The organism is Candidatus Babeliales bacterium, assembly GCA_035944115.1.
Taxonomy (GTDB): Bacteria; Babelota; Babeliae; order Babelales; family Vermiphilaceae; genus DASZBJ01.
This window is the reverse complement of the sequence record DASZBJ010000012.1, coordinates 156074-179073: the sequence shown is the minus strand read 5'-3', so window position 1 is coordinate 179073 and position 23000 is coordinate 156074. Positions and strand designations below refer to the sequence as shown.

Here is a 23000-nt window from a genome sequence, read left to right as displayed (position 1 = left end):
TTTCATATGAATTGTTATTATTCTGTAATTTCACCAATACTTACTAATGGTAGCGCTATTGAGATTACAATAAATCCTACAACTATAGCCATACCAAACATTAAACCAACATTAAAAAATGTGGTCATTTTATCTATTTCTGTAGCCAGCTCTTTTTCATAATTACTTGCAACGGTCAGTAACATCGCGTCAAGCTTACCGGTTTGCTCTCCCGTCTGTATTAGATAAATTGCGATTGGAGGAAACATTTTAGTCTGTTTTAAATATTGTGCTATTTTACCCTGCTTTATGATTTTGTCGCGCGCTTCATTGAGTGCATCAGCGAGCACACGATTGTTGATAATATGGCAAACGATATCAAGAGATTCTGCTAAATTAACACCACTTTCAAGTAACATACCGAGCGTTTGGCTAAATTGTACCACTGCGGATGTTCGTGCAAAATAACGAATATAAGGGATGCGCAAGATTATGGTATCAATTGTTTTTTTACCTGATGGGGTTGATCGCCAATAAATAAAACCAACGATTGTAAGAATTATAAAGATGATTAAAAATAGGTAATAATTGACTATAAAGTTAGATATTGCCATTAAAAATTGTGTTGGGCCAGGCAGCTCTTTGCCTTGTGATTCAAAGGTTGAGCCAAGTGTTGGCACCACTTTTACCATTAAAAAGATAACAACAGCTGTTGCTACAAAAAGTTGAATCGCTGGCATCAAAAGCGCTTCTTTAATTTTGCCGCTGATTACTGCACGACGTTCAAGTAATTCGGTTAGACGCTCTAAAATTTTTTCTAGTTTACCACTGGCCTCTCCAGCACGCACGAGTTGTACGTAGGTGCTATCAAATGTTTGTGGATATTTTTTGAGTGCATCAGCAAGCGAGCTTCCTTCTTTGATTTCATCTTTTACTTTGATAATCGTTGTTTGCAAGGTACCAGTAAAATGGTCAGTGAGTAGTTCAAGCGCTTGTAGCAATGGTACTCCCGAGCGGAGCATCACCGCTAACTGTTTTGAAAATAGGATGATTTCTTTTGTTGATACTTTTCTTGCAAACAGTCGTTGTATGCTTGCATACACTCCTCCTTGAGCTTGCGACGAGATAGAGATAGGAAACAGTCCTTGTCGACTGAGCTGTTCTTTGACTTGCTGCAGTGAAGACGCGTCGATTTGTCCGTTTACGGTTTTACCCTCTTTGGAGTAAGCTTGATAAAAATATAATGCCACCCTGATATCCTTGAATAATAAAAGAGTTTCATGCTAAACTTTTGTTTCAATAGAGATAATTTCAATGTCAGAATCTAATGTAGCACAAGGAGTGCATTGATGAAAACAAAACTACTCACTTTTTTAGTATATGCAATGGTAATAACAACAAAATGTGAGTGTGCAGTTGCGCCGGTGCATGATGAGTTTGCAAATCAATATCAAAAACTGTTAGCACCTATTGATCTTTCGGCCACTGGATTTAATCAGTTTGTCTGTGATGTGTACAATCAAAAAGAGTATGCGGATGAGGTGCTTCCCAATGATCTTGATCATGTTATCCAGTTTTTACAGTATGGAAAGCAGCTACATCAACCACATTCATATGTACAACATGTGATGCGTTTATTTGCTAATAAATTAAAATCATCAACCTATATTAATGCATCGGTGTTTTGCCATGCATTAAAACAGTTACCAGATTTGATGCAATCTTATTTTGTTGTTGCTCAGCGACCGGAGCTACATACATTACAAGAGAATGTAAATACACTTTTATACAATTCATTTTTGCATAAATATTCTTTTTTTAAAGCTAATCCATCACTTTTTTTTAATGATCTTTCGCAAGATATTTTTAGTACGTTAGGGATTCATGCACATGAGCAAGAAGGTGTGATAGCAGACCTCAGAAAAACAACGCTTGTTTTTTTGGAGGTTGCACTGAATAAATTGATTTGGAACCCGGAAGATGGAATTGATACATGGCGATCAGTAAAAATGATAGCAGAACAATTGTCAGTGCTTATGGATCATAAAATCATTCATGATTTTGATGATTTAAATGATTTGTATATTACGCTTGTTGAGCGATATTGCTTGTTTGTGGATATTGCAGCAACCAATTTACCACATTCATTTTATGTGGATATTAAGCAAGACCTTGTAATGAACAATGAATTGTTATTAAAACTTGAAGAACAAGATACATTAATCACACCAAAAAAAGATCGGCTGCTTGCAACTATTTTTGCAAGTGAACACCGTGCGCAACAACTGTATCATAAGGAAGGATACCCTCAGATCATTAGTTGAATATAACGCGCAGCACCAAAGAGAGAAATGTTATAATCTGCAATCAGATAGATTGGTGTTTGATGAAGTACGGCTTGCTGTTTTTCACAGTTTAGAAATTCGTGCAGGAAGTAATCTTGCAGAAAGAGCGGTACATTTCTTGCAGCAATGCCTCCAGCAATATACACACCGCCAAGAGCAAGGGCATCAAGAACGCTGTTTTTAGCAAATCGAGCATAAAAATAGGCATATAGATTGCAGGTTTGTTTGCTATGTTCATCCTTATCTTTATTTTGAAATATCTCATCAGGATGTAATCCGTTTTTTACTAATTCTTCTGCTGCTGGAAGATGGTTATTTCTTGCTCTGAAAAAAGCGTATATTCGCTGTATTCCATCGCCAGAAAGTACGTCTTCCCAAGAAACGGGATGTCCATTAGTTTTGTGTTGTTTTATAAATGTACACAGATCAAATTCAAGCTGGTTATTGATTGCAAAATCGGCATGTCCTCCTTCAGAGGCGATGGGCATGTAATTATTAGTGCAGTCATCCCAACCTAAAATTGCTTTACCGAGCCCTGTTCCTGCGCCGATAATCACTTTGTTGGCTTTATCTGATGGAACTCCTTGTTTGATGGTAATAAGATCGGTGGGCTTGATGCAATCAATGCCATGCCAAATTACAGTAAAATCGTTGGTGAGATACAGATGCGGTATAGTTGTTTGTGTACGAATTTCTTTAAGATCTATAGCGAATGGTAAATTGGTTGGTTTGCAATAGTCACCCGATACTATACCTGCCACAGCAAAACAGACATGCGATACGGTGATTTGATATTCGTGCTTCACTTCAGCAAGCAGTTGTTGCAGTACGCCTACAAATGTACCAATGAGTTTACTTTTCGTGTGACGAGAAAAGAGTAAAATAGGCTTTTTGTCACGCACAACAAAAAATCCAAAGTTGCAGTTGGTGCCACCGATGTCAGCGCCGAGAATGCATGTGCTGTTGCGAGGGATTTCTAGACCATATTTTTGTTCACGAAATAGATACATAATTTTCTCTCCATAGTCGCCTGGCGACTGTTTTTTTATGGGCAATGGATATTGATTACTGTACCAAGGCCGGAAACAAGATCAAGAAAGCCCCAGCAATTTCTATTGATTTTTAAAAAACATCCTTGTAATTTGGAATTTTTACTTCCAAATTACAAGGTAAAAATAAGGCAAAAGTAATGCAAAGGCCCAAATTTAGTAGCTCTTAGGCCCCTTTACTTTTCATCCACACGCAATAATATTAGATAATATTAGTAAAAAAAATTAAAAAGATTTGATTGGGGGTTGGGACGTTTTATGAAAAAAATACGGGTTAAGTTTATTGCTCTTATCATATTATTGAGCCCTATAACTCAGCGATGTACAACAGAAAAGCCTCGGTTGAAACAAGTCGCTCCTGGTCTTGTACGAGTATATCATTACATAGGTAGAGATGGCACAGTAGATAGTGTTAAACAGCACGGCTTAATGACGTACAATGAATTGTTCAAAAAAGGGCTCACTGCCAATGATCCTTCAAAGTATAGTGGGGTTCTACCAGATCAATATGATGTTGTCTATTTTGCTGCAATGTCTACGCCTCCAACAGATGCAAATAGCGTTGGGTTTGATGTGGATCCTGAGAGAACATATGTATATAATCGAGAGCATCGATATGATGCCAATCGTGGACGTTATCAAGACTCAAAAATATTACTTTCTCGCTATATTATGCAACAAAAAAAAGCTGAAGAAATGCGTAAAAATGCCCCAGCATATCACGCAGTGATTTTTGATCCAAGAACTGCAGAGCCATTTTATGTTGCTACAACAGATAAGCGTTATTATGATACAGATCAATTTCGTTATATATCTTCTCATTCTCCCTTAAAATCACGGCATTATTTATTTTTGAATGAAGTTATAATACGTCAGTCTTGTATTCCTGCACGTGAGCTTGTTTTTTCTGAAGAAGATGCGTTAAAAAGTGATGAAATGGATGTTGTAGATGAAGGAAATGGTCAATTTAAATTTTTAAAGAAAACTTCATAGCCAACGCTATCATCTGTCATGTATTTTTAAGTGCGTAGATCTGATGTAACGTATTCCGTGCCTGTAGATGATCTGGATTGCATTGCAGTAATTTTTTATATCCAACAATCGCATCATCATATTTCTGTAATGCAAAGCTTGCTTGTGCGTATGCATTAAATCCAACCTCAGTAGTAAGATCGGCATGTAAACATGCCTGTTTAAAACAGCGCCAAGCTGCAACTTGATCGTTTTGAGCCATGTAAATTCGCCCTAAATTAAAATGCGCCTTGCCATAATGAGGGCGCAGTTTAATTGCCATGGTAACGGCACTCTGTGCGCGCTCAAGATCATTTTTTTGTAAGTAGAATGATGCAAGGTTGTTATATGCCTCCGGTTGTTGGCTATTGATGGCAATACCCTGTTCCAATGTAGAGATTGCAAGATCAAGTTGTTGTGTCGATGCATATGCAGTGGCAAGATTGTTATACGGATCGGAGTAGTTGGTATCAAGGTCAATAGCTTTCTGAAAATAAGGCATCGCTTGGTCGTATTGCCTTATGCGTAGCAGTTCGATGCCATAATTATTATGTGCGCGTGCTTTATTAGGCGCTGTTTGCAGTACATTGTCCCAAAACTCTAGCCCAGACCTCCAAACGGTGTTGCGTTGTGCGGTAAGCAGTCCGAGCGGGATAGCGGGTGAAAAGCAGAGCAGTAGTGCAACGTTTGGGGTTGTTATCTGCAGGTAATCTTTTATTTTTGTGATGCACCAGATGGTGCCGCTGGTAAGTGTAAATAGCCAACCAACAGATGCCATGTATGTTTTATAATCAGCCAGGAGTTCGGGTGCAGGGATGATGCTTGAGCGTGGTGCAATGCATATAAAAAACCATATAAGGCCAAAGAGTACAACATTGCTTAGATTACGATTTAAAAGATAGACAATCATTATGCCGATGCATGCAAGTAATGTAAAAGGAAGAATGCAATCAAGATCAAAAAAACTAGTGCATAAGGTCCAGTCATAATCGGCATTTAAATTGAAGGGCCATAAAAAAATAAATAGGTAATGAATAATTACCTTAAACTGTGAAATGCAAAATAGATAGGGAGTTATCGATGTTGTCTGCGCAATAACATTCCCACTACTGTTTTTTGCAAGTAGAGAAAGTGTTGCTACATCAGTAAAAAATTTTGGCTTTAAGAGTATAAGATAACTCAGAGCGGTCATTATAATGATGCATCCATGAAGCCAGAATCTTTTTTTTAAAAGATCCCATTCTCTCTGTGCAATAAAAAACCAATCAGTGAGTATAAAAAGGAGCGGCCCAACAATGGCAATCTCTTTAGTTCCCGATGATAGGGCGGCAAGAAAAAAAATAAGCATGGCATAGCAAAATTTGGCTAGTCGATGAGTAGCATTACCATAGAGCATTACTGCTCTGCTGGCAGCGAGCACGCAAAGCGTTGCAAGCCCTTCCAGCTGCCCTTGAATCACATATGAGACTGTTTGGCTCTGTACAGGATGCAGTAGAAAAAGAACAGCAGTTGTTGTTGCAATAGAGAGAGCATTTCTTTTGAAAAAGAGCTGTTTCTTTAATGCAGAAAGTCCGCGATACAGAAGAAAAAAAACGAGTAGGCCATTGGTAATATGGAGCGCAATATTAAAAACACGATACCAATAAGGATCAATTCCGCTGATTGTATAAAACAGTGAGTTGAGCCAATAAACAATCCAACGGGTTTTTGCAAAAAAAAGTTGTGTAAAATGGTAATGGCGAATGTTGTAATTGCGGCTGATGTTTGCAATGTCATCAAATTGAAATTCGTAATGCAGTGATGGATAGTATGTGATTATCGTTGCAAGGGCTAGCATTGCAGTAGAAAGTGATTGATACATTCGTGAGTTTTTTTGAGATGTATTGTTATTAAGCATGCATTAGTTCCTTTTTCTGGTGCTCTGCTTTGTAGCCTAGTTTGTAATTGGCTCTTTGTCGACACGTCTTGAGCCAGGATATTTTGTCAGGCTAATATGCTATGCGGTTTTCTTTAGAGGTTTGCCATATTGTTTTGATGTAACAGATTGCATTTCTAGTTTCCTTCATGCTTTACTGCAAAAAAAGTAGGTATAGCGATAGCAATAAAGCGGATCATGATGCATAAAAAGATGCTCACTATTTTTTGGTTTTTAGCTGGCATAACATCTTTTGCGCACTTAAAAACCACCGATCGATCAGATTGGGAAAATTATAAACTCTGCTGCGAAGGTAACATTCCCCCTGAATATACAGAACATCAAGCAGAGATCATTCATGCAATTGAATATGAAATAGATATCGAAATTATAGAGGAAATTCATTCTTTTGAATTTCCTCAAAATTATGATTATCCACCACATACTAATGAACATACTCCTGCATATCCATCATCATATGTAGACAACAATAATCAGTCCAATTTTTCACTATCTATCGGATCGTTGCCACCAAATCTTCCACAACATCGCCCTATGCGAGATCCCCTATCTATTCGTGCAGCACATTTTAAAGATCCTGAACTTACTAACGTAATGTATTATCACAGAGGCTGCGCATCATGGGACCAACAAAGATACTGGGATGCTGCATTTAAATTATTTGGTGAATGGCGCGCCAAAAACCAACAACTTAAAACTCCTGTTGAATACCAATATGTATACACAATGGGGTCCCATAAAGCGTACATTCACAATGAGCACCGCTATAAAATTATGCAACAATGGGACTTATATGATCATGCAGGTTTTTGGGATTTTTTAAAAAGTAACTTTGATTACAACGATTGGATCCTAAATCTGGATAACAAGTTAAAACAAAATCCAGATTTACGCGAAAAGCTATCTCAAGATGCAAGAGACAAAATAGGCTCTCAGGCAACAAAAATTGCACTAGCGCAAGCACAAGTAATGCAAACGCAATGTCGTGAAAAAATGCAGATGAATTTTGTTGAGCAACTCCCTGATTATGATGATGGCATTGTGTATGATCAAGAACTTCAGGAATTTTGCGATGATTACGACTATGGCATCAGCAACCATTTTGAACGGCGACAGAAAGCGTATGGCGACATGCAGCAAAATGGGGCTGTGTACGTCACACGCGCTTATACCGTTTCAAAAGAGGCACGCAAATTAGTTAGAACACATATCAAACCATCAATACCTTATGAAAGCCGCTTTACCAGTTGTTATGGCAATCAACTCCAACAAGTTGCACATCAAGATTGTCTCTATCTTTTAGAAAAAACCGTAGAAGCTGGACCAGGCTCATTCATTAGAAAAAATGAGGAAGCGCTCGTACACACCATTGATGCAGCACGTGAATACAATCATGTCGGTCATACAGAAAAGTCATTTCATATAATCGATTTTTGTTATTCATTACTTGATTATGCTCAAGCTATTGCGCAAGGCACCGCTCAGAGAATCGCTGGAGCAATAACTGAATGCATACAACATCCAGTACAAACTGGTTTGTATTTATTGGACTGTAGCAATGCCATTGCAGAAGGCATAGAACAGGGAATTTCTGGAGCAATAGTTGATAGCATCACACACCCTGTACAAACCGGCTTATATCTAATAGCCGGAAAATATGTACTGGGATATCAACTCTGCAAATTAGCTTGTAACGTTATTGATATCGCATACGCCGATTTTTACGATCCAGTAAAAGGAAAAGAAAAATGGGACGCCTTTATTAAACCTATTGACAACCTTATAAACGCATTTACTTCATCAGAAGTTTCTACACGAGATAAAGTCAAAACAACTTCACAACTCATGACGCAGTGGCGAGCGCATAGTCAACTGACAAAAGGGCTCGGTGGATTATTTGCCAAAGCAAAAACCAGTGCACTTAATTGGATAAGAAAAAATCCTCTTGCTCCTCCTGAAGGGTTTTTGGCAACACCAGAAGGAGTTCTTCTTAATGCTTCTCATGATGTTGGTAAGAGTAAAGGAGTTGCTCAGAGGGTATTGGACAAGGCGCGTGAAAAAGCGATCACACCAGAAGGTAAAATACCTGGAGGAGTTTCTGGTAGTGGCAATATGGGCAAAATGATTACTCCAGAAATGGCGCACGCGCTTTTGAAAGAATCACGAGAATTACGTCAATTGCAAAAGACTATAGAACGCTTAAAGAAAACAATAAATAAAAATATTTTTAAAACGCATTATGCTGAAACGACTGGTATTAAACAATTTGAGGCCGCTGAAGCAAAAGCAGCATTCTCATATGCATCAATAAGAGAGGCAATGAATGACATTAACAGGGTGTCAAAAAATACAGGCTTGTCTCAAAACATCATCAGAAAAATTAAAGAACATGTGTTTTTTGATGAACATATATTATCCAATGGAATTAAGCGGTTTGCTCCAGATCTTGATATAGCAGAAGCATGGAATCGATTAGTTGACAATAAATTTGTACAAGCGGATTTGACTTGGCTATTACATGAATATGCAGAATCGATTCTTATGAAAGGACAACAGATGGATTGGAGAAGTGCGCATGGTATTATAAATCAGTTTTATAATTGGGAAATATTAATTAAATAATTGTAAGGGATTTTATGGGAAAATATGTTGGTATTAAAAAATATCTTGAAAAAAATAATATGTATTATTATATAGTTTCAACTTATGATTTTGGTGAGGTTAATTTTTATATAAGGATTGATCCTATTTCTAAAACATTAGATTTTTTTGAAACATCTGATACGACACAAGAAGCAATGTATACTATCGATTTTAATAATCCTGATTCTGCAATAGAACCAAAAAAATCAAGCATTAATTTGCGTGCTGTCCCTTATGTGATATTACAAACTTATAAAGCGGTTAAGAGCAATGATTTTCCAGAGTACCTTGATTATTGCGCATGACATTTTTCCTTTTGTGGCACGCCTTGCTACTTCACTAAAGTTACAAAGTGCTCGCAGGCGGGATATCCTACGTAGTTTGAAGTGCTTGCAGATGAAGTCTGGTCGATACATTGACCCTACCCTCTATTTATTTTAGACTTGAATTTGCGTTAAAAAACCGATCTATAGTTATAATTAGGAAATATACGAATGTTGCTTGGTATCAAAAATATTGAATCTATTATAGGGCTTTTGTTGCTTACCTTTGTATATCTGATTTCCATTACTCCTGCAGGTTGCTTCCGTGCATGGGTAGGGAAAAAAATGGGGGACGACACAGCAGAAGAGTTTGGTTTTTTGACTTTAAATCCGTTTGCACATATTAATTTATTTGGTTTGCTTATCTTGTTCCTTTCATTTGATACAAGAATTATTTTGTGGAGAGATATGCGTATTCCTATTTATACAGGATTTGGATGGGGACAAATTATACCATTAAATCCGGTAAATATTGGTGGACGCCATCGGTTTTTAAAATTAGCAGCAGTGCTCTTTTCCAATTCATTTATATTTTTTTGTATCCCTATTTTGGCATTACTATTTTTTAAGCTTGTCTTATTGTTTACGAGTCCTGATGTGATAGGGCTAACACCGAGCATGTTGCTAGCGACACAGCTGTATAGAGCATGTATGTCTTTAAATGTGTGGTTATTGTTGGTAGAAAGCATGATTAGTGCAGTTGTTCTTATGGTTTTTTACTATGACCGAGAGTTGGCAGATCGCGCATACTATGTGATTGTATTTGCGCCCATAGTCATTCTGGTTATTTTTGGCGGTATTTTATCGTTTTATGTTGAACAAGCGATTACGTATGTTGGTAATTTAATTTTATAAAGTGATTATAAAAGCTATGGCAGTTGTTAAAGATATTGTTGAGCAGATTAAGGTTGGTACGGTAAGTTTGATTCCGGAACACGAGCTCATAAAAAAATTAGAAAAAGGCAAACCGCTTAAAATTAAATTAGGTATGGATCCTACAGCGCCGAATTTACATTTAGGGCACGCGGTTGTGCTTTCTAAGCTAAAACAGTTTCAAGACTTAGGTCACGAAATTATTTTTATTATTGGTGATTTTACTGCTCGCATTGGAGATCCAACCGGTAAGTCTAAAACTCGTCCACCACTTACCGAGGCAGATATCGCATTTAATACCAAAACCTACTTTGAGCAGGTTGGTAAAATTTTAGACATTAACAAGATGACCATCTGCTATAACTCGCAATGGCTTGATGCATTAGCCGTCAAAGACATGGTGAAGTTGTGTGGGCAGGTGACCCTTGCACGGCTTATTGAACGAGAAGATTTTTCGAATCGTATGAAAAACAATCAACCGATTGGATTTCATGAGTTGCTGTATCCGTTATTTCAAGGGTATGATTCCGTGGTACTCAAGGCAGATGTAGAGCTTGGCGGTACCGATCAAACATTTAACTTGTTAATGGGCCGTTACTTGCAAGAGCAATGGGAAATGGAACCACAAGTTATCATCACAACCCCGTTGCTTGAAGGTCTTGATGGGCATCAAAAGATGTCAAAATCGTTAGGCAATGCAATTGGTCTTGCCGAAGCGCCAGACCAGGCATTTGGAAAATTGATGTCTATTTCCGATACGTTGATGTGGCGTTATTTTGAATTATTATTGTTAAAATCTCCAGCAGAAATTAGTCAGATGCAACAGGATGTTGCCGCTAATCAAGCTCATCCGATGACGCTTAAAAAACAGATGGCGCAAGATATTGTTACTCGTTTTTGGTCAAAAAATGATGCGCAGCAAGCGCGTGATACATTTGAAGCATTATTCCAAAAACATGATTACTCAAAAGCGCAAGAAGTGGCGTTACCAGCTGATTGTGCAAACCCGCTATGGATTGTTGATTTGCTGAAAGCTTTAGGAGCAATTACCAGTTCATCAGAAGCACGTCGATTAATAGAATCACATGCAGTGCACATTGATGATGTTGTAATTAATGACTTTAAGCAGCAGATTACGTGGCAGCCTGGTATGATTATTAAAGTTGGTAAACATCGGATTTACCAAATAAAGTAAAAAAAAAATAGCGCTTGATTTTGTTGAGCGCTATTTTCTTAATTGGCTTATCCGGAAAATTTCGTTAGTAGCCTTTGTCAGCGATCACATATTCATTATTTAGGGGGATGTCAACCTCTTCTCTGATTGAGTAGTAACCATCATCGCCGCAGATGAAGCCGCCATCTCCGATGATTGCATCATTGAAACTGCCGTCATCTTCAATGCCATCATTTTCAATGATCCATGATGTCCTTGTAATGGCGCTACGCTTTAATTCTTTTATTTTTATATAATCCTTTAAAGCTATTGTTGTTTTGGGGATATAGCTTTTTGTTTCAAGCCTCAGACTTGCTCTTCTTTGTAATTTTGCAATGGTGGAATGAGTTATTGTATTTGTGGCATGAGCGTGCCTAGTTATTAAACGTCGTTCAGACGTAGTTGTTAATCGAGGAGGATAGGAAAATAGCTGAGGGAAAAGCTATTTCACCGTTTGCGGTCATTTTTGCTAGAGCAGCGATAAGATCTTTTTTATCTGTAGCATCAACGTTTTCGGTTGGGTGTTCTTTTGGGTTTGTTTGGAGGTCCTTTTTAAGGAAGAAGGGAGCGTATGATGACATTGTGCATGGTAATGATATGGCTGCAAGTAGAAGCAAGACACGCTTTTTTGAAAATTTATCCATATTGATCTTCTTGGTTTTGTATTTTTATTTTTATTTAAAATCGCATTGCATGTCTATTAATGTATATAAAAAGAAGGATAGAGTCAAAAAAGCCTATATAACGTGGGTTCGATGTAACAGTTTGATAACTATGATGTCGCACTCAGATTGAGCGCACAGATTCTGGATGGCTACGCTTCGCTCACCATGACAGTATGAAATGCCTTATATTCTGGAGCAGGTGGAGTGGTAGCGAAGGTAGATGACATCATTTTGGTGTGTAGTATGGGATAGTTGAGTAAAGAGACTTATTTGAAAAGTAAAACTATGAAGTACAAATAAATATTATTAGTACTATTGGCGTTCTCTAACCGTCATGGTGAGAGAGCTTCCGCGAACGTCGCCATCCAGATAATTGTGCGCCGAAAAGGCGCGGCAAAATACGCTCTTTTAATGAAGGCTATTTACCGATTGTTATTCCGTAAAGTTGGTAAACATCGGATTTACCAAATAAAGTAGTTGGATAACAAAGCTGATGAAAACGAAAAAGATGCTGAGCAAAAACTGCAGCATCTTTTTTTAGTAGTTTTTACAATGTTATTCTGTTTCAGTCGATTCAAAACAATGCTTACAATTGGTAATGTGTGCTGTGCTGAGCGTTGCTCGAATTTGTTCTCGATAAAATCTAGCCATGATGTTTTCTTTGGTTAGCTTCGAGTATTGGGAGGCAATAGTTTCGAGTGCGTCATATTTGCTTCTGGCCTCTGTTGCGTCGTGTACGATCCCTGGAGTTTGAGCTGAATAATCTTGCAGCTTATTACTCAAAGCTTTTATTTTTTTGCAGCCAAAGCAATTATCTTTTTCATTCGGAAATGCATGAGAAGGCAATGCGCTATGATGAACGTCGATTGCTCTTAGATAATTTTGTTTGGTTTCGGTTGCACGGCTTTCCGTGCATATTCGTTCATGAAGCGCCTGCTGACATTTTATTTGTCGTTTATAAGCCTCAGTAATTAAATATTGCCCGAATGGTGATATTATCTCATCACTAGATGGAGAGTAGGAATTACTATGAGTGGTATTCATACTAATGATGTGGGGCGGTTTTGTGTATGACCAAGTTGTTACTGCAAGGAGCGATAGAAAAAAAGTTTTTAAAAATTGATTCATTTTGGGCGCCTTTAAACATTTCTTTATTAGATGTTTTTGTGTGTTAAATACGTTTTACATCAAAAAGAGGGCTAACGTCCGAATCTGCAAAAAATCCAATTGCCATTATTGTGGCTAATAGCACAGGCATTGGGTGTTTTGCTATTTTTTCCCATATACCTTGGATTTTGGTTTTTGTCTGAGGTGCGTGGAGGGTTTCAAGTGGTTTACTTAGATGTCTGTCTTTCTGTTTGCGTAATATTTCGGTCGCAGAAGGATTAAGCAGCGTGGATGAGTCTGGTTTTGATGGACACAATATAGTTTTTTCCGATTTTGTCTCGCAGGCAGATGAAGCCTCATTGTTTTGAGCGTATAGATCAATCCCCGAAGTGAATAGCAAGAATACAAGTGCAGAAAATTGTAAAGAATTCATATGATGGTCCTCTGGTGTTATGTTATTAATTATTTTGTTTATTTGGCGTGCTGTTTAAAAACTATCTTATAGATCATCTAAAATTAGGATGTCGTCATTATTGCAGTCTATTTCTATGATGATATCTGATTTATTCTGTCGGTTTTCTTGAAGTTCTTGAGCTTTCAACCTATTTTGTTCCCGTAAGATTCTGTTTTGATCATGCAAAGCGGCAGTTTTTGACCGTTCTATTGCAAGCAGTTCTTCCTTTTGTAGGTATATTTCATAATCGCGCCGTGCAGTGGCGTATTCAGATGATGTATAAATTGCATGTTGAATGGCTTCTAGTTGATTAAATAATGCAGTACAGCGACTGATAATGGCTTGATATTTGTATTCCACGTTACTCAATCGCATCTTGAATTCTTTGATATTGTGATCTAGCGCGTAGAGGTAGTTATGATATAAAAGTCCTGCATGCGCATTGTCCAATTTACGAGTTATGATAGCTGCATATATGTCTCGTGGCAAACGCTCATAATCTTGTCTAGGTTGTATAATGGCGAGCAATTCTTTTTGGTAATGGTTTTTGATATTCATTTCCAGCCCACGAAGAGCAAAATATGGTTCATGATGTTTTAAATAATCATACAAAAAACCTAGTTGCGATAGTTGCTGTTCTAAATCAGTCGATATTTTCTGCATTGATTGATAGATGTTGCCGGTATTGTCATCATTAACCAGTAGGTCATGCATACGCGCAAGAATGGTATCATTGTGTGTGGTTAATCGATAGGTGCTATCACTGAGATCGCATAAATATTGATGTATTTTTTTTGTATTATATTTAAGCAATGTTTCTGCTATTGCAGCAACGTGTTCCTCTGTAGCGTTTGCAATAATGTTATGTAAGTTGGTGTAAGATGCACTTTTAGTAACGGTAATCATATGAGCAGATTCTATAGTGCTGAGGATGGGCATATATTGTTGATACGCTGTTCTGCTTGAGGTTACTGCTGCTTCGATAACTTGCTCATTTGAGGGAGTCATGAGCCATTTGGTAAATGCGTAGATGCTTGCTATTGTGGTTGCAATGGATACAGTGCCCAATATGGCCTGTCCCGCAACATACAACGTTGAATGGTTATGTTTTCTATTATGAGCTTCGATCTGATGGGTAGAAAATGGCGCCAAAAAGATGCTGAGGATAATTGCAGAATGTGTAACATTTTTATACATAATGACCCCTCATACTATTAATATAATTATCTAACTATTTAGTAATCAGAATACATGAATTGTTGGTAAAGTAAAAAACCGAAATTTGGGGCATTATTACAGAGAAAAAGGGCGTTGAACGTTATATTCAACACCCTTTGATCTACTGTTTTGTTAGCAATGATTGGCGGCGATTATGCCTCATCATCCGATACACCGGTGCCACCCAAGCGGTTTGCTGAGCCACGTGCCGCTTGAAAAGTTGCATTGATTTCAGCACCGCCATTTTCCTCTGAGCATAGTATCGCTGCTTTTATGATGCTTGCGACTTCTCGAGATCCCGCTTTTTGTCCTTTTAGAATTTCGATTTTCTCACAATTTAAGCAACCAGGTACTATTGTTGGATGAGCATTTTCGGTAGTTGGGTTTGCATGGAGTTGTGCTTTATCTAATTCAATGGACGTATTGCGCAATCGCACTAAAAGAAGAGCTCTAATTTCCTGAAATTCCGCAGTTTTAGCAGGATGCATTTTGGGAACTTCTTGTTTTCTGAAAATGTCTCGAAACGACGCCGAGCAAGGCATTGGGCTCAGTATTATCAGTAATCCAAGTGAGAATTGTTTTGCTGTCATTACTAGGTCTCCTTAAATGAGTGAATGGTTATTATCGGCTACTAACTCCCGATTCATGTAGGATTGTATGATGGTGTGACCGGGAGGCTGTTTTTTCTTGTTCTATGAAATTTTGTACTTTTTTATGTGCCTCGTCAGCTTGCTTTCGCAGGTCTTCAATATATTTGCAAAGAAGGCATACTTTTACCATTTGCTCATGTACATGTTGATTCTTACGTTTTGTAAATTCTGTTTCCGCTTGGACAGCTTCCAATTTTAGAGTTTCGAGTCGATTCCATGAAGCTTTTTCACATGCAGGAGTAGAGCAGAGTTGAGTCGCGCATGTTGTGTTGGCCAATGCAAGAAGACATAATATAAAAAATTGAGATTTCATAGTTAATTCTTAAAAGTATGGTTCGTTGTTAATATAGTTCCGCGGCGAGAAAATGAAAACGCTTGTTTCGACTATTGATTTTTTGGGCGTCGTTAACTGCTTCAAGAACTCTCTTGTTCACTTCTTCTTTGCCCTTTAATGTTTGTATTTCCTCACAAGATGAGCAATCAGGTGTGATGCGGGTATGTCTGTGATACGTTTTAATTCTTAGAATTCGATTTTTTAGTGTTTTTTGCGCATCTTCTAATTTATCCCGGAAGTCGAGTAGAGCAGCAGTGACAGCAGGATCGTTTTCTTCTTTTTCATGTTTCTCTACTCTTTTTTCTGTTGCGTATAGAATTCGCGTTCTTGGCACGCCACCTGGTACATAGGGCACATCGCTGTATGCATCTGGTCTTGCTCGGAGGATTGTCACATCTGCATGTATGCAAGTAGGCAATAGACAAAGAAGTGATATTACTGATAAGAAACCGATTTTGTTAATTTGCATCTATCTATCCTTATGCTAAAGGTTATTTTGATTTGGATTCAATGGTAATTTTAATTTCGTTATTATATTCCGCCGCGAGTATGATGTTTTCCAGTATGATCACTGCCGTTGTATATGCCTGAAAAGTTGATAGGTGGCCAGATTTTAAAATTTCTTCTGGTTTGCTCATACTGTTTTTTCTAAGCTCGATTAGTTTTTCTGTCAAAATCTTATAGCTGGGAATGTCTTGGGGAGTGGTAAATAACCTTGACTCGATTTTATATGAACCTTTCTTCTGCTGCGCGGTGCAAGGTAGTATGCACAAAAGTGGTAACAATATTGCTATCTTTTTAAATCTGTTTTGCATGTGCACCCTTTTTAATAATCGCTATATCGACGCGAATCATCGTGATTACAATTTAGTTCTATGATAATTTCTGCTTTCTCACGGCGTTGTGCTTCTCGGAGCTCTTGTTCTTTGAGCCTGTTTTGTTCACGAAGAATACTGTTTTGACGTTCTAAAGCGGCAGTTTTCTCCCGTTCTATGCGGAGTAATGCTTCTTTTTGTAGGTAGATAGTGTAGTCACGATCTGCTTGTATATACTCAGACGAAGTAAGGATAGTATGTTTAAGAGTTCTCAGTTGATCGTACAACAAGGTGCAGTGTGCAATGATCGTGCGATGATGTGATGAAACCCGTGATAATCGTTTGTGTAGTTCTGCAATATCATTCTCGAGAGCGTACAAATAATTTTTGTACGTTAGGCCTTGATGTTCGTTGTATGATGTACCTGCAATAACCGTTGCGTGTAATGTACGCTGCGTCCGCTCATAACGATGTGCGTTTGCGGCACCGATTATTTCAAGCTCTTGTTTATAACCACGATGCAGAAGGCTTTCAACGTCATATAGTGCAAAAAATGATTCATCTTTTTTCAGAATATCATATAACTGTTCTAGTTCTGTTTTTGCCATGGCAATTCGATCAGCCAATTGCTCCATATCACGATACAAACCTCTTTCTATGTTCGATTTACGCATACGTTTGTGTAAGTCTTTAGATTGGCTCTGCATATTGTTAATCGCATTGTTCAAGGTGTACAGATAATCAGAGATTTTCAGCGTTCCATTTCTGAAAAATGTATCTGCTAATGCAGTTAGCTTTTCTTCGCTGAGCTGTGTCGGCTGGTGTTTATGTGATCTGTTTGTTGCCATCGGTGCGAGAGCATCCATGATTGGTCCATAATGATGCTCTAGCTCATCAAGATTTTGGTGGCTTTGGTGCACGAATTTCTCGTTTGAAGGCGAGAATAGCCAGCTGCCGAGCATATATGCTCCGGTTGCAACTGCACCAACAGCGGCGCCAATGGCAGTACCTTTTATGATTTTGTCACTGGTTGATTCTTCAGATGAATAATGACGTGCGTGTAGCTGTTGGGAATGAAATGGTGTTATAAAAAGAGAAGTGGTTAGAAAAAGATGAGTTAGTTTTTTGTACATAGCGAACTCCTTAAAGATTTTGTAAGAAGACATACTATAACACTACCATCAATATACCGTATTGTTGGATTAAAGTAAAAAAAGAAGGCGATAATCTTCTTTTTATCACCTTCTTTTTTTACTTTATAGGTACTAGATCGTGTATCTACTACCTGAATTTTAGAGTCATTCGGTTATTATTTGCCCAACAAGCCTTTTTTCAGTTTACTGACCAGAATGCCGAATTGTTGATTGTTGTATGGGTTCACTCCTATATACAGACCTGCTGCGCCGCAAGCTAGCATGTAAGCGCATGTCAGTAACGTATTTTTGGTTTTTTTCGATAGGGACGGGTGAAGGATTGCATCGTATCGTGCGTCTTGCTTTGCGCGATGATCTTCAAGGATACAGCTCTTTTGTTCTGCGGGTACTGGATTCCAATGTTCAGAGAGAACGAATTCTTTTAATTGTTCCGCCTCTTTTGTATTGGCTGCTACGGCAGCTAATATTTGTCTTCCAAGTTCGTCAGCTGGTTTTTGTGATTTTCTTAAAACTTGGATATCCACGTAGGGTGGTCTTTCCACGGCTGGAGAGATTGTTTTTGTAATTATGGCAGCACAACACAAAAGTAAGGATATGGTGAACGAGATGAGTTGTTTCATGAAAGACCTCTTTTAGATTTGTAGTTACATAAAATGTTTTTAAGTTTCATTATTTAAATAGTAAAGAAAGTGGTCGTCAGTATAGCAGATTTGTTTTGAGATACAATGAAGTTATTTTGAAATAGAAATAGTAGCGTAGGGCGGTTTTTGGCGTATAGAAAAAATAATAAATCGTGAGTACGATTGTTTCTGACGTTAGGTATATATAACGATATTACTAATAAGGAGAAGATGGAATGAAGCAACATATAATAAGAATTTTTGTGGCGGTGTTTTGTATCACATCCCCAATACATGCACAGGGCGATTATATCCCCCTTTATTTTTGTATGGCATCAGATGGATCATATTATGAGCATTTAACTAATGCTATTGGCAGCGTTCATCGATATAATTATGATCAATTAGAACAAATAGCAGTTTTCGATTTAGGGCTAACGCAAGAGCAGCGAAATGAGCTTGACTCGTTTTTTAAAGTTACTGTGTACGATTTAGAGATGACCCATCCCGATTTGCTTAAAAAGTTTTCAGCTCGCGAAGGTAAACGAAACGTGCCCGGTTGGTATGCTTGGAAACCGGTGGTAATCAAACAAGCGCTTGATCTGTTTCCGTATGTTTTATATATGGATGCAGGGCTGGCGATTCGACGACCGCTTGATGATTTGTTTATGCATATTCAGCAAAAGGGATATTTTTTATCTAGTTCTGCGCGAACGGTAAAATGGATGTCGACTGATTACGTTATCAAGAAGTTTGAATTAGATCAGCCCCCTCGTGATCAGATTTTACATAAAAAAGGAATGCTCGCCGGGCTTGTTGGGATCACTCGTGATCTATATGATGATTTTATTATGCCATTATATGAACTTTCAAAAGATTTAAGAAATTTTGCTGAAGATGGATCAACCAAAACAGCACGGCACGATCAGCCATTATTTAGTTTATATGCGCATCTTTTACATTTGGATATATTTCCAATACGGGAGAGATGGTTGCAAACTGCGCAAGGGGCATGCAGCGTCTGTGATATGTTTGATTTTAATGCGCGCTGGACGGGAAAAGCAATCACCACCAGTGGGAGCTTTGTGCCAGCTGGTTTTGTTCCCCACAGTGCGTATATACAGAAAAAATCAAAACAGGAGCTTAACGAAATTTGAATTTGCGAATCCCAATACCGCTCATCCAGAGCAAAATGATGCCGTGGTAAAATCGTCTGATTTGCGTACTGCCGTAGGTGCGGTTTTTATAATGGATGGGCATGTTAATAATCGTGAGGTTGAGTTTTGCTGCGCCAAAGAGCAAATCAAAATCACCAAATGGATCGAAGTCGCCAAAATACGAACGGTTTTGTGCAAGCCGTTCGTAATCTTTTCTCCAAAGTACTTTTGTGCCACAGAGCGTGTCTGTGATGGTACGGTTTAAAATCCAAGAAAATAGTGCAGCAAAAAATTTGTTAGCGCAAAGGTTTAAATGTTGCATTGCATGGGATTCCATATCATATACTAATCGAGATCCATTAATGAAATCTGCTTTTTCTTGAGCCAAGGCATTAAAAAATTTTGGCAGTTCTTCGGGCGGGACGGTAAGGTCTGCATCTAAAATCATGAGAATGTCCCCGGTTGCATGTGCAAATCCCTTGCGCACCGCATCTCCTTTGCCGATGCCGTCTTGTTGGTGCCATGAAATTTTTTTTCCAGGATACTGTGCAATCGCCTGTTGTATGGAGGCAATCGTGGCATCGTGTGAGTTCCCCTCAACAAAAATTATTTCTGTGGATTTTCCCATTGTCGGGATGCGTTCTACTGCAGGTATGATATTGCCGGCTTCATTTCTGCACGGAATAATTATCGAAACGGTATAATCGGTTGATTGTGTTTTGATCGCTGCTGGTTGTGCCACAATCCATCGAGTTAGGCACATTCGGTTGATACAGGGTATCTTGGCGAGTATCTGGTTGAACACCGTTGAAATTATGGGGATATAGATAGGCATGAGCGTGCATTGTCCGGTTGCTACTATTTCAAACCCAGCCAGATGCAATAAGTTTATATATTCCTTTTGGCAGATCCATTGTTCGATGAGAGGCTTTTGGCGTAGACCGATTTTTTCTGTAAACCAAAAAAAGGGTCTCCAGGCAGATCCGTGAGTGGTAATGATAATGCGACTCTTTTCATGACACAATGATTTTAAGGCTTGTAAAAACAGCTGAATGTCTTGTTGATGGGCTATGGTAGAGATAAGAACGCAATCAAAGGGGCTTTGACTTACGGTATCAAGATTGGTTGAGTGATCAGCTTCCATGCGTAAAACCGTTGCGTTGTGTGGTATTAAAAGCGTATACAAAGATGTCAGTTGGTTGTCATAGTAACGGCCTAGCCATCGAAAAAACCTTTTTCTAATCACAGTAATTCCTCTTTACAAGCAATGATATAGTCTATAAAATCAGAGATTACTCAGTAGTCATATCATATTAACATGTTTATAGCTAAGGATATTTATGCCGATAATCCATTATTTTGGAGTTTGCGTAGGAGCTGCTCTCTTTGGGATTGCAGTCTTATTCTTTTTATTACAGAAAATAAAAAGTATTACCGTTGATCATAGTAAAGCGGAACACATAGCGAAAGCTATCCGTATTGGAGCTATGACCTTTCTCAGAGAAGAGTATAAAATTATTGCACTTGGTGTTGCATTGCTGGGTGCGATTATTGCATTTTTTATTGGTACAGCGGCGGCAGGGTGCTTTGTGGTAGGTTCATGCATCTCCATGCTCGCTGGTTTTATTGGTATGGTTGCTGCAACTGATGCAAACGTCCGTACTACAATGGCAGCAAAAAATGAGGGAGAGCATGGCGCTTTCTTGGTAGCATTTTTTGGTGGTGGTGTTATGGGGTTTGCCGTAGCATCATTTGGACTTTTAGGCGTGTCTACTCTTTTTTATCTTTTTTATGACCACGTACAGTTTATTACTTTGCTTACTTGTTTTAGTTTAGGTGCCAGTTTGGTGGCATTTTTTGCCCGTGTTGGTGGTGGTATTTATACCAAATCAGCTGACGTTGGCGCAGACTTAGTAGGTAAAATTGAAATCGGTATTCCTGAAGATGACCCTCGTAACCCAGCGGTAATTGCAGATAACGTAGGTGACTGCGTTGGAGACACAGCGGGTATGGGTGCAGATATTTACGAATCATATGTTGGAGCAATGGTTTCATCAATGATTTTGGCAATCACTGCGCATCCAGGCGATATAGTGTATCTAACATTACCATTGATTATTTCAGCAATTGGTTTAGTTGGCTCAGTAGTTGGACTCGTGTCTAACTTAGTATTACGTGCAGAGCCAGTTGCGATGTTACGTAATGCAACGTACATTGCTATGGGATTCTTTTTAATTGGTGCATATGGATATATGTCATATGTTGGAATTTCATCAGGATTATATGTTTCAGTAATCTTAGGATGTGTAGTTGGTGTGGTAATTGGTAAAATTACTGAATATTATACATCAAGTACCCCTATCGAAAAATTAGCAGATATATCCCGTTCAGGTGCTGCTACAAATATTATTTACGGTTTATCCATTGGTATGGAATCAACAGCAGCGCCGATTATTATTTTAGCAGGTGTTGTGCTTCTTGCCTTTGAATACGGCGGTGGATTGTTCGGTGTAACCCTTGCTGCAGTATCAATGCTTGCAACGGTGGGTATCACAATGACAGTTGATGCGTATGGGCCTATTGCGGATAACGCGGGTGGTATTGCAGAGATGTCAGGATTTGGTGAGCCGGTACGTAAAATTACTGATAAACTAGATGCCTTAGGTAACACAACAGCTGCAATGGGTAAAGGATTTGCAATTGGTTCAGCGCTTTTAACAGCACTTGCTATGTTTAATGCATATTCGCAAGCAGCAGGAATCGCGGTTCTTGATGTATTAGATCCATTTATTTTAGCTGGTATGTGCATCGGTGGCGCAATGCCATTTGTAGTCTCAGCACTAACTATGAGATCGGTGAGTGATGCTGCTTTAAAAATGGTATTAGAAGTTCGTCGACAATTCAGAGAAATTCCTGGATTGATGGAAGGAACTGCAGATCCAGATTATCAGCAGTGCATTGCAATCAGTACGCAAGCGGCATTACGTGAAATGATTTTGCCAGGAGTTCTAACAGTTGCTGTTCCTGTGTTTGTGCGATTTACCCTTGGCATTGAAGCGTTAGGAGGTCTCCTTGTAGGATCAACGCTTGTTGGTGTGCTTCTTGCGCTTATGATGGCTAATGGTGGTGGCGCATGGGATAACGCGAAGAAATACATTGAAGCAGGTCACTGCGGCGGTAAAGGATCAAATGCGCACATGTCAGCGATTATTGGCGACACGGTGGGCGACCCATTCAAAGATACATCAGGTCCAGCGCTTAATATTTTAATTAAGTTGATGTCTGTTGTGTCATTATTATTGGTATTAGTGTAATAACTAATATTCAGTATTTAGATTGAACCTGAAAAAGGGGGAGTTGAAAGACTCCCCCTTTTTGTTGCGCGTTGCGGTTTTTTGGGTGTTCAATTGCGTTATCGGTAGTTTATCTGCATAATATCTGCATGAAGTGTATG

At 38.5% G+C, this 23000-nt stretch carries 22 protein-coding genes; 8 read left to right on the top strand and 14 right to left on the bottom strand.

Translation table 11 applies throughout. From position 1 onward, the window contains the following. Positions 1–17: 17 nt before the first annotated feature. Positions 18–1229, bottom strand: a complete 1212-nt coding sequence (locus VGT41_01565) for a type II secretion system F family protein (GenBank protein HEV2600963.1) — start codon at positions 1227–1229, stop codon at positions 18–20. Between the two features lie 99 nt (positions 1230–1328). Between VGT41_01565 and VGT41_01560 the strand changes: the two genes are divergently transcribed. Further along, positions 1329–2303, top strand: coding sequence for a hypothetical protein (locus VGT41_01560; GenBank protein ID HEV2600962.1), 975 nt, complete (start codon positions 1329–1331; stop codon positions 2301–2303). On the opposite strand, the gene VGT41_01555 is transcribed toward VGT41_01560, so the two are convergent. Further along, positions 2288–3334, bottom strand: a complete 1047-nt coding sequence (locus VGT41_01555; GenBank protein HEV2600961.1) for a glucokinase — start codon at positions 3332–3334, stop codon at positions 2288–2290. The two genes, VGT41_01560 and VGT41_01555, sit on opposite strands and share 16 nt — an antisense overlap. Positions 3335–3631: 297 nt before the next feature. Between VGT41_01555 and VGT41_01550 the strand changes: the two genes are divergently transcribed. Then, positions 3632–4366, top strand: coding sequence for a hypothetical protein (locus VGT41_01550; GenBank protein HEV2600960.1), 735 nt, complete (start codon positions 3632–3634; stop codon positions 4364–4366). A gap of 16 nt (positions 4367–4382) precedes the next feature. On the opposite strand, the gene VGT41_01545 is transcribed toward VGT41_01550, so the two are convergent. Then, positions 4383–6281 carry a tetratricopeptide repeat protein gene (locus VGT41_01545; GenBank protein HEV2600959.1) on the bottom strand — a complete coding sequence of 633 codons (1899 nt, stop codon included), beginning with the start codon at positions 6279–6281 and terminating at the stop codon, positions 4383–4385. A 216-nt stretch (positions 6282–6497) separates the two neighbouring features. On the opposite strand from VGT41_01545, the gene VGT41_01540 reads away from it, so the two are divergent. The 4 genes from VGT41_01540 to tyrS all read left to right on the top strand — a co-directional run bounded on the left by VGT41_01540 (position 6498) and on the right by tyrS (position 11354). After that, positions 6498–8942 carry a hypothetical protein gene (locus VGT41_01540; GenBank protein HEV2600958.1) on the top strand — a complete coding sequence of 815 codons (2445 nt, stop codon included), beginning with the start codon at positions 6498–6500 and terminating at the stop codon, positions 8940–8942. A gap of 14 nt (positions 8943–8956) precedes the next feature. Next, entirely contained in the window at positions 8957–9268 is a 312-nt protein-coding gene (locus tag VGT41_01535; protein HEV2600957.1) for a hypothetical protein, read from the top strand. 189 nt (positions 9269–9457) lie between these two features. Then, on the top strand, positions 9458–10141 hold the full coding sequence (locus VGT41_01530) for a hypothetical protein (GenBank protein HEV2600956.1): 684 nt from the start codon (positions 9458–9460) through the stop codon (positions 10139–10141). Positions 10142–10157: 16 nt separating this feature from the next. Continuing rightward, a complete protein-coding gene (gene tyrS / locus VGT41_01525; protein ID HEV2600955.1) occupies positions 10158–11354 on the top strand; it encodes a tyrosine--tRNA ligase in 1197 nt (398 codons plus the stop codon). Positions 11355–11764: 410 nt separating this feature from the next. Here tyrS and VGT41_01520 read toward each other — a convergent pair whose 3' ends face one another. The 10 genes from VGT41_01520 to VGT41_01475 all read right to left on the bottom strand — a co-directional run bounded on the left by VGT41_01520 (position 11765) and on the right by VGT41_01475 (position 18389). Beyond that, on the bottom strand, positions 11765–12016 hold the full coding sequence (locus tag VGT41_01520) for a hypothetical protein (protein ID HEV2600954.1): 252 nt from the start codon (positions 12014–12016) through the stop codon (positions 11765–11767). Positions 12017–12592: 576 nt separating this feature from the next. Then, positions 12593–13165, bottom strand: coding sequence for a hypothetical protein (locus VGT41_01515; GenBank protein HEV2600953.1), 573 nt, complete (start codon positions 13163–13165; stop codon positions 12593–12595). Between the two features lie 43 nt (positions 13166–13208). Next, positions 13209–13577 carry a hypothetical protein gene (locus VGT41_01510; protein HEV2600952.1) on the bottom strand — a complete coding sequence of 123 codons (369 nt, stop codon included), beginning with the start codon at positions 13575–13577 and terminating at the stop codon, positions 13209–13211. A 66-nt stretch (positions 13578–13643) separates the two neighbouring features. Next, positions 13644–14795 carry a hypothetical protein gene (locus tag VGT41_01505; protein ID HEV2600951.1) on the bottom strand — a complete coding sequence of 384 codons (1152 nt, stop codon included), beginning with the start codon at positions 14793–14795 and terminating at the stop codon, positions 13644–13646. Positions 14796–14968: 173 nt separating this feature from the next. Then, positions 14969–15406, bottom strand: coding sequence for a hypothetical protein (locus VGT41_01500; protein HEV2600950.1), 438 nt, complete (start codon positions 15404–15406; stop codon positions 14969–14971). A 31-nt stretch (positions 15407–15437) separates the two neighbouring features. After that, positions 15438–15779 carry a hypothetical protein gene (locus VGT41_01495; GenBank protein ID HEV2600949.1) on the bottom strand — a complete coding sequence of 114 codons (342 nt, stop codon included), beginning with the start codon at positions 15777–15779 and terminating at the stop codon, positions 15438–15440. A 28-nt stretch (positions 15780–15807) separates the two neighbouring features. Continuing rightward, positions 15808–16269 carry a hypothetical protein gene (locus VGT41_01490; protein ID HEV2600948.1) on the bottom strand — a complete coding sequence of 154 codons (462 nt, stop codon included), beginning with the start codon at positions 16267–16269 and terminating at the stop codon, positions 15808–15810. 22 nt (positions 16270–16291) lie between these two features. Next, positions 16292–16615, bottom strand: coding sequence for a hypothetical protein (locus VGT41_01485; protein HEV2600947.1), 324 nt, complete (start codon positions 16613–16615; stop codon positions 16292–16294). Between the two features lie 11 nt (positions 16616–16626). Continuing rightward, entirely contained in the window at positions 16627–17748 is a 1122-nt protein-coding gene (locus tag VGT41_01480; GenBank protein HEV2600946.1) for a hypothetical protein, read from the bottom strand. Between the two features lie 176 nt (positions 17749–17924). Continuing rightward, complete coding sequence (locus tag VGT41_01475) at positions 17925–18389, bottom strand: hypothetical protein (protein ID HEV2600945.1); 465 nt, start codon at positions 18387–18389, stop codon at positions 17925–17927. Between the two features lie 236 nt (positions 18390–18625). Between VGT41_01475 and VGT41_01470 the strand changes: the two genes are divergently transcribed. Beyond that, positions 18626–19546: a hypothetical protein gene (locus tag VGT41_01470; GenBank protein HEV2600944.1), complete on the top strand. Its 921-nt coding sequence runs from the start codon at positions 18626–18628 to the stop codon at positions 19544–19546. Here VGT41_01470 and VGT41_01465 read toward each other — a convergent pair. Continuing rightward, positions 19533–20792, bottom strand: coding sequence for a glycosyltransferase family 2 protein (locus VGT41_01465; protein HEV2600943.1), 1260 nt, complete (start codon positions 20790–20792; stop codon positions 19533–19535). The two genes, VGT41_01470 and VGT41_01465, sit on opposite strands and share 14 nt — an antisense overlap. 94 nt (positions 20793–20886) lie before the next feature. Here VGT41_01465 and VGT41_01460 point away from each other — a divergent pair, with 94 nt between their 5' ends. Further along, positions 20887–22860 carry a sodium-translocating pyrophosphatase gene (locus VGT41_01460; GenBank protein ID HEV2600942.1) on the top strand — a complete coding sequence of 658 codons (1974 nt, stop codon included), beginning with the start codon at positions 20887–20889 and terminating at the stop codon, positions 22858–22860. The last annotated feature ends 140 nt before the right edge of the window (positions 22861–23000 follow it).